14 protein-coding genes are annotated in these 15,821 nt (G+C 67.6%); 6 read left to right on the top strand and 8 right to left on the bottom strand.

What is annotated here, in order from left to right:
• Window positions 1-46: 46 nt before the first annotated feature.
• Both ACSQ86_RS17905 and ACSQ86_RS17900 read right to left on the bottom strand, forming a co-directional pair.
• The gene (locus ACSQ86_RS17905; RefSeq protein ID WP_436304573.1) at window positions 47-577 is read right to left on the bottom strand and encodes a protein-tyrosine phosphatase family protein; all 531 of its coding nucleotides are present in this window, start codon (window positions 575-577) and stop codon (window positions 47-49) included.
• A 63-nt stretch (window positions 578-640) separates the two neighbouring features.
• Complete coding sequence (locus ACSQ86_RS17900) at window positions 641-1,552, bottom strand: LysR family transcriptional regulator (protein WP_436304572.1); 912 nt, start codon at window positions 1,550-1,552, stop codon at window positions 641-643.
• A gap of 90 nt (window positions 1,553-1,642) precedes the next feature.
• Between ACSQ86_RS17900 and ACSQ86_RS17895 the strand changes: the two genes are divergently transcribed.
• From ACSQ86_RS17895 to ACSQ86_RS17880, 4 genes are read left to right on the top strand one after another with little or no spacing between them, the layout of a single operon-like run.
• A complete protein-coding gene (locus ACSQ86_RS17895) occupies window positions 1,643-3,022 on the top strand; it encodes an acyclic terpene utilization AtuA family protein (protein WP_436309353.1) in 1,380 nt (459 codons plus the stop codon).
• The gene (locus tag ACSQ86_RS17890) at window positions 3,019-3,384 is read left to right on the top strand and encodes an AtuA-related protein (protein ID WP_436309352.1); all 366 of its coding nucleotides are present in this window, start codon (window positions 3,019-3,021) and stop codon (window positions 3,382-3,384) included. The genes ACSQ86_RS17895 and ACSQ86_RS17890 overlap by 4 nt, the downstream gene beginning before the upstream one ends.
• A 40-nt stretch (window positions 3,385-3,424) precedes the next feature.
• Window positions 3,425-4,390, top strand: coding sequence for a Bug family tripartite tricarboxylate transporter substrate binding protein (locus ACSQ86_RS17885; RefSeq protein ID WP_436309351.1), 966 nt, complete (start codon window positions 3,425-3,427; stop codon window positions 4,388-4,390).
• Window positions 4,391-4,426: 36 nt separating this feature from the next.
• Complete coding sequence (locus ACSQ86_RS17880; RefSeq protein ID WP_436309350.1) at window positions 4,427-6,601, top strand: alpha/beta hydrolase domain-containing protein; 2,175 nt, start codon at window positions 4,427-4,429, stop codon at window positions 6,599-6,601.
• An 18-nt stretch (window positions 6,602-6,619) separates the two neighbouring features.
• Here ACSQ86_RS17880 and ACSQ86_RS17875 read toward each other — a convergent pair whose 3' ends face one another.
• Entirely contained in the window at window positions 6,620-7,975 is a 1,356-nt protein-coding gene (locus ACSQ86_RS17875; RefSeq protein ID WP_436309349.1) for an aspartate aminotransferase family protein, read from the bottom strand.
• Window positions 7,976-8,066: 91 nt separating this feature from the next.
• Between ACSQ86_RS17875 and ACSQ86_RS17870 the strand changes: the two genes are divergently transcribed.
• Complete coding sequence (locus ACSQ86_RS17870) at window positions 8,067-9,017, top strand: LysR family transcriptional regulator (RefSeq protein WP_436309348.1); 951 nt, start codon at window positions 8,067-8,069, stop codon at window positions 9,015-9,017.
• Here the strand turns inward: ACSQ86_RS17870 and ACSQ86_RS17865 are convergent.
• The 4 genes from ACSQ86_RS17865 to ACSQ86_RS17850 are packed head-to-tail and all read right to left on the bottom strand — an operon-like array spanning window position 9,014 to window position 12,493.
• A complete protein-coding gene (locus tag ACSQ86_RS17865) occupies window positions 9,014-10,312 on the bottom strand; it encodes an NAD(P)/FAD-dependent oxidoreductase (protein ID WP_436309347.1) in 1,299 nt (432 codons plus the stop codon). The two genes, ACSQ86_RS17870 and ACSQ86_RS17865, sit on opposite strands and share 4 nt — an antisense overlap.
• Window positions 10,309-11,064 (bottom strand): amino acid ABC transporter ATP-binding protein, encoded by a 756-nt coding sequence (locus ACSQ86_RS17860; protein ID WP_093108212.1) that lies wholly within the window; start codon window positions 11,062-11,064, stop codon window positions 10,309-10,311. Before ACSQ86_RS17860 ends, ACSQ86_RS17865 begins: the two co-directional genes overlap by 4 nt.
• On the bottom strand, window positions 11,061-11,726 hold the full coding sequence (gene ehuD / locus ACSQ86_RS17855) for an ectoine/hydroxyectoine ABC transporter permease subunit EhuD (protein ID WP_244503894.1): 666 nt from the start codon (window positions 11,724-11,726) through the stop codon (window positions 11,061-11,063). Before ehuD ends, ACSQ86_RS17860 begins: the two co-directional genes overlap by 4 nt.
• On the bottom strand, window positions 11,726-12,493 hold the full coding sequence (locus ACSQ86_RS17850) for an ABC transporter substrate-binding protein (protein WP_436304564.1): 768 nt from the start codon (window positions 12,491-12,493) through the stop codon (window positions 11,726-11,728). The genes ehuD and ACSQ86_RS17850 overlap by 1 nt, the downstream gene beginning before the upstream one ends.
• A gap of 178 nt (window positions 12,494-12,671) precedes the next feature.
• On the opposite strand from ACSQ86_RS17850, the gene ACSQ86_RS17845 reads away from it, so the two are divergent.
• Window positions 12,672-13,475: an IclR family transcriptional regulator gene (locus ACSQ86_RS17845; RefSeq protein WP_436309346.1), complete on the top strand. Its 804-nt coding sequence runs from the start codon at window positions 12,672-12,674 to the stop codon at window positions 13,473-13,475.
• A gap of 17 nt (window positions 13,476-13,492) precedes the next feature.
• Here ACSQ86_RS17845 and ACSQ86_RS17840 read toward each other — a convergent pair whose 3' ends face one another.
• Window positions 13,493-15,673: a TonB-dependent siderophore receptor gene (locus ACSQ86_RS17840; protein ID WP_436310286.1), complete on the bottom strand. Its 2,181-nt coding sequence runs from the start codon at window positions 15,671-15,673 to the stop codon at window positions 13,493-13,495.
• Window positions 15,674-15,821: the final 148 nt, after the last annotated feature.

Genomic DNA, 15,821 nt, shown 5'->3' with positions numbered 1-15,821 from the left:
TGACTGCAATCATTCGGCCCGCTTCGTGCGGGCCTTTTTTTGCCTGTCAGCGAGGCCGATGGCCGTAGGCCAGGGTCTTGAAATCGTCGAAGCTCGGCAAGCGCCAGTCGACGTCGTCGCGGGAGAAGCGATAGTCGTCGAGCCACGCCGACCAGCATGCGAACTGCGGCGGCGAGGGCGCCACCACGGGGCGCTGCCTCTTCATCAGTTCGAGCGCCTCGAGCGGCGCATGGCCGCGGTGCACCAGCAGGCACAGCGCCAGCGTGGCGGAGCGGCCGATGCCGTACTCGCAATGGACGAGCACGCGCTGCCCCGCGTCGAGAAACTCGTTCGCGAAGCGGATGCCGTGCTCGACATCTGCCATCCGTACGCCGCACATGTCCTCGGTGGGCAGGTGCAGCAGCGCGATGCCGTGCCGGCGCAGCACGTGCGGATCGGGGATCGCTTCGCCGCGCAGGTCGATCACGGCCTGGATGCGATGCTCGCGCGCGAGCCGCTCCGCGCAGTCGTAGGGGAAGCTGCCGCCGACGGCGAGCAGCTCGGTGATCCAGCTGAAGTTCGGTTGCCAGGGGTCCATGAACCAAACCTAGCGCCTTCTGCCTGGCATTTGCGTAGGCGGTTGTAGAAAGAGATCGCCTTGCTAGACCGACAGCGACCCCAGTCGCGCCACCACCATGTCGTGCAGCGCCCGTGCCGCCGCGGACAAGCTGCCCTCGCGGCGTTGCACGAGGTAGATCCGGCGCGTGAGCTGGGGCATCGGAAGCGGCCGGGTGGCGATCGTCTCGCGCCGGAACTGGTAGAGCGTGAGCGTCGGGACGACGCTGATGCCGAGCCCGGCCTCGACCATGCCCATCACGGTGGCGAGCTGCTCGACCTCGAGCACGGTGTTCATGGCCAGCGGATGCAGCGCGGCTTCGAGCGCCTGCCGCACGCTGCTGTTGCGCGTCATGTGGATGAAGGGCCAGGGCGCCAGCTTGCGCAGCGTGAGCCGCGGCTCGGAAGCCAGCGGGTGGTCGGCTCGGCACACGAGGTGAAAGCGATCGGTGCACAGCACGCGCATGCGCAGCTCGGCCGCATCCGCGACGCGCGTGCTGCCCGACGCCAGCGCGAAATCGGCCTGGCCGCCGCGCACCAGGTCGATGCAGGCATCGGACAGCTGATCGCTCAATGCGAGCTCGATTCCCGGCCAGGTCTGGCGGAACTCCGCGAACAGCGCCGGCAGCCAGCCGGCCGCGAGCGAGGGCAGCGCCGCGACATGCACGCGCCCCTTGCGCCGCTCCACGTGGTCGCCCAGGTCGGCGAGCGCACGGCCCATGTCGGCGAGCAGGCGGCGCGCAGAAGGTTCGAACAGCCGGCCCTCGGGCGTGAGCTGCACGCTGCGCGTGTTGCGGTCGAACAGGCGCGTGCCCACCGATTCCTCGAGCGCGCGGACCAAGGTGCTGAAGGCCGGCTGGGAGAGATGGCAGGCCTCTGCAGCCCGCGTGAAGTGGCGCAGATCGGCCAGCGCGAGAAAGGCGCGCAGCTGGCGGGTGGAAAGGTCGGCGGATGCCATTGATTCGAATAGTGAATGAATTCATCCAAACTTTCGATTGTACGGATGAGGCCCTAAAACCTACATTCACCGCATGACGAGATCGGAGACATGAGCAACTTGCCCGCTTCCCCCTTGCTGGTCGGCTGTGCGGCCGGCTTTTCGGGCGACCGCACCGATGCCGCCGGACCGGTGGTGGACACGCTGATCGCGCGCCTGCAGCACGGCCCCTCGGAGCAGCGCGCTTTCCTGATCTTCGAAACCCTGGCCGAGCGGACGCTCGCGCTGGCGCAGCTGCGCCGGCGCGCCGATCCCGAAGCGGGCTACGAGCCGCTGCTCGACGCGATGCTGCGTCCGGTGCTCGCACGCTGCCTGGCGCACGGCATCCGCATCGTCAGCAACTTCGGTGCTGCGAACCCGCGCGCCGCCGCCCGCCACATCGCGCGCATGGCGCGCGAGCTCGGCGTTGCCGCGCCGCGCATTGCGGTGGTGGAAGGCGACGATCTGTCGGCGCCCGCGCAGCGCGCGCTGCTGCGCGAACAGCTGGGTGCCGAGATGGACCGGATGCGCCTGGTCAGCGCCAACGCCTACATCGGCGCCGAGCCGATCGCCGCCGCGCTCGATGCCGGCGCGCAGATCGTGGTGTGCGGGCGCGTTGCCGATCCGTCGCTGACGGTGGGGCCGGCCATGTCGCACTTCGGCTGGCGTTCCGACGACTGGGACCGGCTCGCACGCGCCACCATGGCCGGCCATCTGCTCGAATGCGGCGCGCAGGTCTGCGGCGGCTACTTTGCCGATCCGGGCTACAAGGAGGTGCCGGGCCTGGAGGCGATCGGTTTTCCGATCGCCGAGATCGACGCAGACGGCCTCTGCATCATCGGCAAGGCCGATGCCACGGGCGGCCTGCTCAGCGAGGCCACGGTCAAGGAGCAGCTGCTGTACGAGGTGCACGACCCGGCTGCCTACCTGACGCCCGACGTGGTGGCCGACATCGGCGACGCCGAGGTGAGCGCCGTCGGGCCCGAGCGCGTCGCGCTCTCCGGCGTGCGCGGCCATGCGCGGCCCGCCGACTACAAGGTCAACGTCTGCTACGAAGGCGGCTGGCTGGCCGAAGGCGAGATCTCCTACGCCGGCGCGCGTGCCGAGGCGCGGGCACGGCTGGCCGCCGACATCCTGCGCAAGCGGCTCGCGGGCCTCGCGCTGCGGGTCGACCTGATCGGCGCGATCAGCATCTTCGCGGACGACGCCGGCCGCATGCTGGACGCGATGCCCGAGAGCGGCGCGCGCGACGTGCGGCTGCGCGTGGCCGCGACGCACGAGGAGCGCGGCGAGGCCGAGCGGCTCACGCGCGAGGTGATGGCGCTCTACACCTGCGGCCCGGCCGGCGGCGGCGGCGTGCGCACGGCGCTCACGCCGCGGCTCAACACGCGCTCCTGCCTGTTGCCGCGGGAGCAGGTGCCGGTGCGCTTCGAGATCGTGGAGGCGGCATGACACAGGTGCACAAGGTCGCGCTCTTCCGCGCCGCCCACGGCCGCACCGGCGACAAGGGCAACCGCTCCAACATCAGCGTGATCGCCTGGCATCCGGAGCTCTATCCCTTGCTGGTAGCACAGCTCACGCCCGAGGCCGTGGCCGCGCAGTTCGGCCACCGGCAACCGAGCCGCGTGCAGCGCTTCCTGCTGCCGAAGCTGCACGCGATGAACTTCGTGCTCGACGATGTGCTGGACGGCGGCGTCAACGATGCGCTGAACCTCGATGCGCACGGCAAGGCGCTGTCCTTCCTGTTGCTGGACATGCCCATCGAGGTGCCTGCCTCGCTGGCGCATCTGCTGATCGGCCCGGCCGATGCCTGATCTTTCGCTTCGCTTATTCATTCATCCAGGAGACATCACCATGATTCGCATTCGACCCCTCGCGCTGGCCTTCGCCGCGCTGCTGGGCGCCGGCGCCGCAGCGGCGCAGACCTACCCCGACAAGCCCATCAGCTTCGTCGTGCCTTTTGCCGCAGGCAGCGCGACCGACCAGATCGCGCGTGCGCTCGGCAATGGCGTGACGGCGGAAACCAAGCAACCGGTGGTGATCGACAACAAGGCCGGCGCCAGCGGCTTCATCGCCTCGCAGCAGGTTGCGAAAGCGCCGCCCGACGGCTACACGGTGCTGATCACCACCAACACCACGCACGCCGCCAACGAGCACCTGTTCAAGAAGCTGCCCTACGACCCGGTGAAGGACTTCAGCCCGATCGCCGCTTTGGGCAAGGGCGGCCAGATCATGGTGGTGAATCCGAACTCGCCGGCCAAGACGGTGGCCGAGTTCGTCGCGCTCGCGAAGAAGGAGCCCGGCAAGCTGAGCTTCGGCAGCGGCAGCTCCTCGAGCCGCATGGCCGGCGAACTGCTGCAGCAGTTGGCCGGCATCAAGCTGCTGCATGTGCCCTACAAGAGCAACCCGCTCGCGGTGACCGACCTCTTGGGCGGCCAGATCGACATGATGATCACCGACACCGCGACCGGCCTGCCGCAGGTCAAGGCCGGCAAGCTGCGCGCGCTCGGCGTCTCGGGCGCCCAGCGCTCGCCGCTGGCACCGGAGGTGCCGACCATCGCGGAAGCCGGCGTCAAGGGCTACGAGATGGGCTACTGGTTCGCGGCCTATGCGCCCGCGAAGACGCCGCCGGCGGTGGTCAAGCGGCTCAACGAACTGCTGGTCAAGGCGGCGAAGAGCGAGGCTGCGAAGACCGCGTTCTACGAGCCGAGCGGTACCGAAGTGTTCACCACCTCGCCCGAGGAGCTCGCGAAGTTCCAGCACGGCGAATCGCAGAAGTGGGGGCGCATCGTCAAGGCGGCGGGCATCGAGGCCGAGTAAGCGTCGCTGTCCGAAGAGGCAGCCGAGGAGACAAAAATGCAGATGAGAATCAATGGACGCTGCCGCGTCCTGTGCGCAGCCGCGCTTGCGGCACTGATGACGCTGGCCTGCGGTGGCGGCGGCGGTGGTGGTGGTGGTGGCGGCATCGTTGCGCCCCCTGCGTCCGCACCCGCGGCGGCGCAGATGAAGCTGACGATCAGCGCCACCACCGACATGCCGGGCAGCTTCGGCAGCGTCGGCGCCTACGAACAGCTGACCGGCACGATCAGCGGCGAAGTCGATCCGAAGGACCCGAAGAATGCCGTGATCCAGGACCTCGATCTCGCGCCGGTCAATGCGCGCGGCATGGTCGAGTACAGCGCCGATTTCGTGATGCTCAAGCCGAAGGACATGAGCAAGGCCAGCGGCGTGCTGCGCTACGACGCGCCGAACCGCGGCAACATCCTGACGATGCCGAATCTCGCGGCGAATCCCAGCGATGCGGTGTTCTTCGAGCGTGGCTACGTGTGGATGTTCTCGGCCTGGCAAGGCGACGTTCCGAAGAGCTCGCCGCAGCGCTTGACGGTCACGGTGCCGGTCGCGAAGAACAAGGACGGTTCGTCGATCACGGGGCCGTACGCCACCGAGCTGCTGACCTCGGCCGCCGCGCCTTCGCTCAGCCTGCCGGGCGGCGTCTTCAACGGCACGATGATTGCGTATGCGCCCGCGAGCCTCGACAACACGCAGCCCGGCTATCTGCTGACGCGCCGCGTGAACGAGACCGACCCGCGCATTGCGATCCCCGCCGCGGACTGGAAGTTCGCGAGCTGCAACGCCACGGACAACCCGTTCCCGGGCACGGCGGATCCCGCGCGCATCTGTCTGAAGGGCGGCTTTCAGCCGAACACGCTTTACGAGCTCCAGTACGTCGCGAAGGATCCCAAGGTGATGGGTGTCGGCCTCGCGGCGCTGCGCGACACGATCGCCTTCTTCAGGAGCCAGCAAGCCGATTTGGCCGGCACCCCGAATCCGATCGCCGGCAAGATCCGCCATGCGATCGGGCAGGGCACCTCGCAATCGGGCAATGCGATGAAGACCTTCCTGCACCTGGGTTTCAATCAGCGGCTCGACGGCGGGCAGGTCTTCGAGGGCATCTACGCCCATGTCGCGGCGCGCCAGACCAACATCAACACGCGTTTCGCGGTGCCGGGCGGCGGCGGAGGCTTGCGCACCGATCACCGTGCCTTCGGCCAGACCGCGCCGCGCGCACTGGCGGCCGACTACGCCGACGCGATCTCGGGCCGCACGGGCGGCGTGATGAAGCGCTGCACCGAGACCGCCACCTGTCCGAAATTCTTCCTCGGCCTGTCGGGCACGGAGTTCTGGCAATTGCAAGGCTCGCCGGTGTTGACCGATGCCCTGGGTGCCTCGGACCTCGTCCAACCAGCGAATGCGCGCATCTACTACTACGCGAGCACGCAGCACGGCAGCGGCACGGGAAGCCTGGCGAGCGGAATCAATTTCAGTCCGACCTCGGCGGTGTATCCGATCGGGTCGATGACGGACCACGCCGATACCTTCCGCGCCTTGTTCATCGACTTGGAGGATTGGGTCGTCAAGAATCTCGCCCCGCCCGCGAGCCAGGTGCCGAAGCTCGCCGACGGCACGCTGGTGCGGCCCGACCAGCTGGTGTTCCCGACCATCGCGGGCGCCACCTGGCCGCTCGCGGGCGGCGGCGCGCCGACGGCGATTCCGGCCTTCAACTATCTGGCGCGCTACAACGGCTTTCCGCTGCTCGACTACGGCCCGCAGTACAGGCCGCAGGACGAGTCCGGCATCCCGACGGTGGTTCCACCCTCATACATGGGCAAGGACTACGCGATCCTGGTACCGCAGGTCGATCCGGGCACCGGCCTCACCAAGGCCGGCATCCGCAACGTCGACGTGCAGGCGCCGCTGGGCACCAGCGTCGAGTTCAACTACGTGGCCACGCCGGGCATCGTCGATCTGGTGAACCTGTCGGGCAGCTTCATTCCCTTCCACAAGACCGAAACGGCGCGCATCGCGGCCGGCGACACGCGGCCATCGATCGAATCGCTCTATGGCAACCAGGCCGGCTTCGTGACCGCGGTGACCGGCGCGGCCAACAGCCTGGTGGCCCAGCGCTTCCTGTTGCAGCGCGACGCGGACCGGAGAATCGCGCGGGCTCAAAGCACTGTGGTGCTGCCTTGAGCGAAGCGCGCGACCGGATCAGGCGGTCTCCGCGAGCGCGTCGCCCAGCGCATTGACGAGGCGGTCGATCTCGGCCTTCTCGGCGATGAAGGGCGGCGCGAGCTGGATGGTGTCGCCGCCGTAGCGCACGTAGAAGCCCTTCTTCCAGCAGTTCATCGCGATCTCGTAGGGGCGGCGTCCCGGCTCGCCGGGCAGGGGGGCGATCGTGAGGCCGGCAGCCAGCCCGAAGTTGCGGATGTCGGCCACGTGCTTGCTGCCCTTGAGGCTGTGCACGGCGTTCTCGAAATGCGGCGCCAGCGCCTTCGCGCGGCCGGGCATGTCTTCCTTCTGCAGAACGTCGAGCGCGGCGATGCCGGCGGCGCAGGCGACCGGATGCGCCGAGTAGGTGTAGCCGTGCGGGAACTCGAGCATGTAGTCGGGGCCGCCGGCCGCCATGAAGGTGTCGTAGATCTCCTTGCTCGCAATCACCGCGCCCAGTGGCTGTGCGCCGTTGGTGACCTGCTTGGCCACGTTCATGATGTCCGGCACCACGCCGAAGGCATCCGCGCCGGTGAGCGCGCCGCAGCGGCCGAAGCCGGTGATGACCTCGTCGAAGATCAAGAGGATGTTGTGGGCGGTGCAGATCTCGCGCAGCCGCTGCAGGTAGCCGCGCGGCGGGATCACCACGCCGGCCGAGCCCGCGAAGGGCTCGACGATCACGGCCGCGATGTTCGATGCATCGTGCAGCGCGATCAGATCGAGCAGGCGCTCGGCCAGTTCGGCGCCGTGTTCGGGCATGCCGCGCGAGAAGGCGTTGGATGCGAGCTGCGTGTGCGGCAGATGATCCGCCTCCACGCCCTGGCCGAAGAGCTTGCGGTTGGCACCGATGCCGCCGACCGAGATGCCGCCGAAGTTGACGCCGTGGTAGCCCTTCTCGCGGCCGATCAGCCGCGTCTTGCCGGCGAGGCCCTTGGTGCGCCAGTAGGCGCGCGCCATCTTGAGCGAGGTGTCCGCGGCCTCGGAACCCGAGCCGGTGAAGAACACGTAGTCGAGCCCGGCGGGCGTGAGTTCCTTGAGCTTGTTGGCGAGTTCGAAGGAGAGCGGGTGGCCATGCTGGAAGGCCGGCGCGTAGTCGAGCTTGGCGATCTGGCGGCTCACGGCCTCGGTGATCTCGGGGCGGCCGTGGCCCAGGCCCGAACACCACAGGCCCGAGAGGCCGTCGAAGATCTTGCGGCCGTCGCCGTCGGTGAAATAGGCGCCCTTGGCCTCCACGATCATGCGCGGGTCGGCCTTGAAGTTGCGGTTGCCGGTATAGGGCATCCAGTGCGCGTCGAGCCAGGCGGCGTCGGTGCGCAGGGCAGGGTTCGGTTCGAGGGCGGTCGATGCGGTGCTCATGGGCGCTTCCGGAGGTGATGGGAATGCGTCGATTGTTCGCACGGCCTTCAGTGTGGAGAATGGCGCAATATCAATCTTCACTTGACGATCCATGCAAGTAAAACCGCCGCGCGAAAGCGCCGCCAGGAATCGCGCCGTGCTCGGCCAGCTGAGCGACATGGACCTGCGCCTGCTCAAGGTGTTCAAGAGCGTGGTCGAGTGCGGCGGCATGGCGGCCGCCGAGCTGGAGCTCAACATCGGCACCTCCACCGTGAGCCGGCATGTGAAGGATCTCGAAACCCGGCTCGGCCTGGTGCTGTGCCGGCGCGGGCGGGCCGGCTTCTCGCTCACCGCCGAGGGCCAGCGCGTCTACGACGAGACCCTGCGCCTCTTGGCCTCGGTCGACGCCTTCCGCGGCAGCATCGACGACATCCACAACCGCATGGGCGGGCAACTCGAGGTGGCGCTGTTCGACAAGACGGCGAGCAACCCGCAGGCGCGCATCAGCGAGGCCATCGCCCGCTTCACGCAGCTCGCGCCCGAGGTGAGCCTGAGCGTGCACGTGGGGTCCATCAACGCCATCGAGCAGGGCGTGCTGGAGGGCAAGTTCCAGATCGGCATCATTCCGGCGCACCGTACGTCGAAGAGCCTGGTCTACGCGGATCTGTTCGACGAGACCATGCTGCTGTACTGCGGCGCGGGGCATCCGCTCTTCGACAGCAGCCACGCGAAGCTGAACTGGACGCGGCTGCGCGAGCATCACTTCGCCGGGCTCGGCTACCACTCGCCCAACATGCAGCTCAGCCATCGCGCGAAGCTCACGCGCAAGGCCACCGGCTTCGACCAGGAGGCGATCGCGACCTTGATTCTCTCGGGGCGCTTTCTCGGCTTCCTGCCCGATCACTATGCGCAGGCCTTCGAGCAGCGCGGCCTCATGAAGGCCGTACTGCCGGCGCGTTTCAACTACAGCTGCCGCTTCGTCAGCGTGCTGCGGCGCTCGCCCAAGCCTTCGCGCGCGGTGCTGGCCTTCCAGGCCTGCCTCGCGGCGGCGCACGCGCCCTAGGAGAGCCGGTCCAGCAGGCTGTACCAGGCGACGCCTGCCGCCACGTAGAAGCGCTGGAGGCCGTGCAGCGGTATGGCCTGCATCGGCGTCACCGGGTAGGGGAAGCTGCTGCTGTCGCCGGTCAGGCGCGCGGCCAGATGCCGGCCCATGCTGGTCGCCAGCGCAATGCCGCGCCCGCTGTAGCCGAGCGCCATCGTGACGCCCGGCGCCGGCGTGTGCACGTGCGGCATGAAGTCGCGCGTGACCGCGATGCGGCCGGCCCAGCGGTACTCGTAGCGCAGCGGCCCCAGCTGGGGAAAGAGCAGCTCGAGCGAGCGCTCCAGGTGCGCGAAATCCTGCGGCCCGCGCGGATCGGCGAAGTGGCCGCGCCCGCCCATCAGGAGCCGCCCCTGCGCATCCTTGCGGAAGTAAAGCAGCAGGCGCTGCGAGGTCGATGCCGTTTCGCCGCGCGGGAGGATCTTGTCGGCGGCAGCACCTTCGATCGGCTGCGTGGCGACGATGAAGCTGTTCGCGGCCAGGATGGTGCGCGCGAGGCCGGGCCACAGCGGGCCCGTGTAGCCGTTGGTCGCCAGCACCACCTGGTCGGCTGTGACGGTGGCGCCCGTCGACGTGCTCGCATGCCAGAGCGCGCCGCGGCGCTCGAGCCCCGTCACCTGCGTTTCGCCGTGCACCGCCGCGCCCAGACTTTGGGCGGCGCGCACCAGGCCGCGCGTATAGGCCAGCGGCTGGATGCCCCCGGCGCGTCCGTCGAGCCAGCCGCCGGCAAAGGCTTCGGTGCCGAGGCGGGCGGCGACGCCGGCGCGGTCCAGCAGCTCCGTTGTCACGCCGCGCCGTGACCACTGCGCGGCACGGGCGTGCAGGCCGGCCACCTCCCGCTCAGAGTACGCGGCCTGCACCCAGCCGCTGCGCACCGGCTGGCAGTCGATGCCGTGACGTGCGATCAGCTCGAACACGAGGTCGGCCGATCGCGACACGGCGTCGATCAAGGGCTCCGCGCGCTCGACGCCATACAGACGCACCAGGTCGTCGGGATCGTGCTTGAGCGTCGGGTTGACCTGCCCGCCGTTGCGCCCGGAGGCGCCCCAGCCCGGCTCATGGCTTTCGAGCACGCAAACCTGCGCGCCGGCCTCGGCCAAGTGCAGCGCCGTCGACAGGCCGGTGAAGCCGCCGCCGACGACGAGCACGTCGGTCTTGTGCGATTCCGTGAGCCGCGGCGTCGGCGGCGCGGCTGGCGCGGTGGCGGCCCAGAGCGACGGAGGAAGCTGTTGGCCCGATGCGAACCGGTTGTCCGTCACTGCAAAACCTCCGCGGGTGCGGCCGACGGGTGCAGCACGCGCCGCAGGAAGTCCTGCGTGCGCGGCTGCCGCGGCGCGCCCAGCACCTGCGCCGCCGGGCCTTCCTCGACGATGCTGCCGCTGTGCAGGAAGCAGACGCGGTCCGCCACCTCGCGCGCGAAGCCCATCTCGTGCGTGACCACGATCATGGTCATGCCTTCGCCCGCGAGCGCGCGCATCACGGCGAGCACGTCGCCGACCAGTTCCGGATCGAGCGCCGAGGTGGGCTCGTCGAACAGCATGGCTTCGGGCTTCATCGCCAGCGCGCGGGCGATCGCCACGCGCTGCTGCTGGCCGCCCGAGAGCTGGGCCGGGTAGGCCTGCGCCTTCTCGGCCAGCCCGACCTTGGCCAGGAGCGCCATCGCCTCGTTGCGCGCCTGCGCGGGGTTTTCGCGCAGCACGTAGACCGGGCCTTCCATCACGTTCTGCAGCACCGTGCGGTGCGGGAACAGGTTGAAGCGCTGGAACACCATGCCCATGCGGCTGCGCAATTGGTGGATGTTCTTGCTGCCGCGGTCGACGCGTTCGCCGAAGGCGCGCACCTCTCCGCCTTCGTACGACTCCAGCCCGTTGATGCAGCGAAGCACCGTGGACTTGCCCGAGCCCGAGGGGCCGATCAGGCACACCACCTCGCCGGCATCGACGTGCAGGCTGACGCCCTGCAGCACGCGGTGCTGGCCGAAGCGCTTCTCCAGTTCGGTGACGCGGATCATGCTTTCCTCCCGGCGCCGAGACGGCGCTCCAGCCGGCGAAGGCCGTAGACCAGCGGCAGGCTCATGATCAGGTAGAGCAGGGCGACCAGCGTGTAGACCGTCATGTTCTGGAAGGTCGAGGACGCGATCAGCTGGCCGGCGCGCGTCATCTCGGCCACGGTGATGGTGGAGACCAGCGAGGAGTCCTTGAGCATCATGACCAGCGTGTTGCCGTAGGGCGGCAGCGCGATGCGAAAGGCCTGCGGCAGGATCACGCGGCGCATGATCATCGCGGAGCGCATGCCCATGGCCTGCGCGGCCTCGCGCTGGCCCGCGTCGACGGCCTCGATGCCGCCGCGGAAGTTTTCGGCCTGGTAGGCCGAGTAGGCGATGCCCAGCCCGATCACGCCGGCCTGGAAGGCCGTGAGCTGCACGCCGAACTCGGGCAGCACGAAGTAGATGTAGAAGAGCTGCACGATGATCGGCAGGCCGCGGATCAGGTTGATCACCGCCGTTCCCGTCCAGGACAGGGCGCGCACCGGCGACAGTTTCATCAGCGCCAGCGCCAGGCCGAGCACGCTGCTGAGCAGGAAGGAGAGGACGGTCACCTGCACCGTGACGACCGCGCCCTGCAGCAGGATCGGGAGGAAGTCGCGGGCGTGCTGGAGGAAGGACGCGGGCACTAGATGCCCCACTTCTGCACGATCTTCTGCAAGGTGCCGTCAGCCTTGATCGCCGCGATGGCCTTGTTGATCCGGGCCAGCGTCTCGGTGTCGCCCTTGCGCACCACCAGGCACACGTCGCCGACGTTGACCGGCTTGTAGCTGTCCACCAGCTTCACGCCGGTGAAGGTGTTCTGCCGCAGCTGGTAGGCGATGATGGGCTGGTCGCCCAGGCCCGCCTTGATGCGCCCCAGCGCGAGATCGCGCGTCATGTCGGCCACCGAGTCGTAGCTGCGCACCTCCTTGAAGATGCCCTTCTTGGTGAGCATGTCGATGAAGACCGTGCCGACCTGCGCGCCGACCACCTCGCCCTTGAGCTCGTCCAGCGAGGTATAGGCCCGCGTGTCCTCGCTCTTGACGATCAGGCCTTCGCCATAGGAATAGACCGGATCGCTGAAGTCCACCACCTGCTGGCGCGCGGCCGTCTTCAGCATGGCCGCCGAGACGATGTCGATCTTGTTCGAGGTGAGCGAGGGAATGAGCGCCGAGAACACCGTCTGCTGCACGTTGACCCCGAAGCCGCCCGCCTTGCCGACGGCGGTGACGGTGTCCACCATCATCCCCTGGATGGTGTTGGTCTTCACGTCCAGGAAGGTGAAGGGCACGCCGGTGGCCGTGGCGCCCACGTTGTAGGTCGGCGAGGCGCCCTGGGCGCAGGCGAGCGAAACGACACCTGCAGCGAACAGACCCGCGGCAAAGCGATGAAAGCGGCGAACGAAGGGATTCATGTGGACTCCTTGAGGAAGATGCAAATGGGCGGGCCGGAACAGCCCGGCCTTCATGCGATGCAACATGCGTGCCAATAGTCGATTCTTAAGAACCTCATATCAATTGATGAAAACCACTAGTCGAATCAAGTGAATCGATAATCGATTCTTTCGAATGGGGTCGCTATACTCTTCTGCGATGGACGCCCCACTGAAATCCGCCCCCGACGACAGCAGCAGCCTGCTTTTCAACCAGTCGCTGGAAAAAGGGCTGGCCGTCCTGCGCGCCTTCAGTGCACGGCGGCGCACCATGACGCTGGCGGAAGTGGCCGCAGCCACGGACATCAACAAGAGTTCGGCGCAGCGCATGGTCTTCACGCTGGAGCGGCTGGGCTATGTGCGCAAGCATCCCCAGACGCGGCGCTACCAGCTCACGCCGCGCGTGATGGAAATAGGCTTCAACTACCTGGCGGCCGATCCGCTGATCGACCTGGCCAACCCCTTCCTGTCGGAGCTGACCAAGGTCACCACGGAAACCTCCAACCTCACGGAGCCGGACGGGCTCGACATGGTCTACGTCGCCCGCTTCGTCAGCGCGCAGTTCGTGCCCGTCCACATGCCGATCGGCAGTCGGATCCCGATGTATTGCACGGCCTCCGGACGTGCCTACCTGAGCGCGCTTCCGGAGAGCGAGGCGCTGGCGCTGATCGAGGCCTCGGATCGCGTGGCCCACACGGCCCACACACGCACCGCGGTCGAGGACATCCTGGAGGCGCTGCGCCAGGCGAGGCTGCAGGGTTTCGCCACCAACAGCGAGGAGCTCTTCCTCGGCGACATGACCGTGGCGGCGCCCGTGCTGGGCAGCAACGGCCGGCCCGTGGCGGCCGTGCATGTGGTGGCGCCCACGAGCCGCTGGACGATGGATGACGCCGTGCGCAAGCTCGGCCCGACGCTGCTGCAATGCGCGCGGTCGCTGACGGGGTCGGTGCGGGGCATCGGCTGAGCGCCCCACCACTACGCCTAGAAATCCAGCTTGGCGCTCAAGCTGAGGGTGCGCGGGTCACCGGGCTTGATGTAGTTCGCATACTGGTATTCCCAGTAGCGCTTGTTGGTCAGGTTGTTGACCGCCACGCGGAAGGTCGTGTCGTGGCCGCCGATGCGTGTCGCGTAGCTCGCGCCGATGTTCGCGACCGTGTAGCCGGCGAGTTTCAGCTGGTTCGAGGCGTTGAGCATGGTGCCGCCCGTGTACTTCGCGTCTGCCGACAGCTTGAGACCCGGCACCTGCGGCACCGCATAGGACAGCTGCGCTGTCGCCACGAAGTTCGGCGCACCCGCCACGCGGTTGCCGACAAAGTCGCTGCCGCGCTGGTAGGAGGTGTCGAGGAACATCAGGTTGCCGCCGAGCTGCCATTGCGATCCCAGGCGGGTGGAGGCGCCCAGTTCGAGGCCTTGGTAGATGGACTGCCCGTCCTGCACGAGGACGTTCTGGCTGTTCGCGTATTCGGCACCGCGTTCGATGCGGAACAGGGCGGCCGTGGCGCTCCAGCGTTCGCGCTGGGTCTTGATGCCCAGTTCGTACTGCTTGCTCTTGAGCGGATTCAGGAGGTCACGGTAGTTGGCATAGGTGATGCCCACCGAAGCGCCTTGCTCGAGGGATTCGACATAGCTGGTATAGAGCGTCGTGTCCGGCGCCGGCTTGAACATCAGCGCCAGCGTGGGCGTCACCACGCCGCTCTTGGTGTATTGCGAAGACCTGGCGCCGGCGATGCTGTAGCTGTTCTGCTCGTAGTTGGTGCTGCGCAGGCCAAGCAGCGCGGACCACTGGTCCGACAGCTTCACGGTGTCGCTGGCGAAGATCGCGCGCTGCGTGATGTCGCTGTCGCGGTAGACCGAGAAGTCGGTCACGCTGGCATAGCCGTTGGTGTTCTGCGTGTAGAGGTTGCCGGTGCCGATCTGCTGGTAGACGCTGTTGCTGCTGTAGTCGTTGGTCTGCTTCTGCCAGGACGCGCCCAGGGTCAGCTGGTGTTCGATGGCACCCGTGCGCAACACGCCTTGCGCCATCGCCTGCCATTGGTCGAAGCGATGGCCCTCGCTGCTGTCGGAGCGGAAGTCGTTGTAGTTGCCGCTCGGATCCAGCAGGTAGGCGATGCCCTCGTTGCGACTGCGTGTGGCCGTGCTGTGGCTGTAGCTGGTGCTCAGCGTCCAATCGGGTGACAGCTTGTACTGGAGCCCGGTCGAGTAGAGCTTCAGATCGGTGTCGAGGTGCTGTCCGGGCCCCACGAGGCGCTGGTTGTCGCCTCGGATTGCGGTGGGCAGCTGTGCCCCGACATAGCTGCCGGTGAAGATCGACGGGGTCTGGTCCGTGGAGTTGCGCTTCTGGTACAGCGCGTCGAAATTCCAGCTCAGGTCGCGCGTCAGCCTGGCATCGAGCGCCAGCGACACGGAATCGCGGCGGATGCCGCCGTCGTTGAAGGTCTTGCCTTCCTCGTGCGTGGCGTTGAGCCGGTAGCCGAAGCGGTCGTCGGCGCCGAAGCGCCCGCCGAGGTCGACGTGCTCGCTCCACACGCTGTCGGACTTGTAGCCGACCTCGATGCTCCTCACCGGCCGATCGGTCGGCCTCTTGGACACGTAGTTCACGATGCCGCCCGGCGATCCGAAGCCGTACATGAAGCCGGACGAGCCCTTGAGCAATTCGATCTGCTCGAAGTGCTCGTAGGGCAGGGTGATGGCATAGCTGAGGAAGGGCTTGCCGTCGATCCGATAGGCGTTCTGCCAATCCAGCGGCAGGCCCCGGACCGTGATGTAGCTGGCCCAACTGCTGTAGGCGCCGCTGTTGTCGGAGACCGAGGCGTCGAGGGCGAACACGTCGCCCAGCTTCGATACCTGGCGTTCCGCCAGGTCATCGTTCCTGACCACAGTGGTGGAGAAGGGCGTTTCAAGTTGCGTCCGCGCGCCGAGGGCGCCGCTGCTTACCTTCGTATCGAGGTGCTGGGACGTGTCGTCCTGCGACGCGGTCACGGTCACGACCGGCAGCGCTTTTTGTTCGCTCGTGGCCTCTTGCGCCTCGGCGCGGCCGCCCTGGGCGGCGGCCCATAGAACGAGCAGCGTCGCGCCGGTGTGCAGACTCAGCGTCGAGCGCTTGAATGGGGGTGCAGAGGCAGATTTTGGCGACCGGTGGGTTTTGGCTGTGGCAATGGGTATGAGTCTGACGTTCAACAATTTCTATCCCAGTAGTACAAATAGAAATCATTATCATTCACATTTAGGAGAAATCTTGGAGCCGATCGTTCGATATGGAATGGGAATTCGGAGCCCCGACCGCGTGAGAAACTACGGGCTTCAGCCTTTC

The organism is Variovorax sp. LjRoot130 (assembly GCF_964253755.1).
Taxonomy (GTDB): Bacteria; Pseudomonadota; Gammaproteobacteria; order Burkholderiales; family Burkholderiaceae_C; genus Variovorax.
Note: the sequence above shows the minus strand (reverse complement) of the source record. Positions and strands in the feature narration are given on the sequence as shown.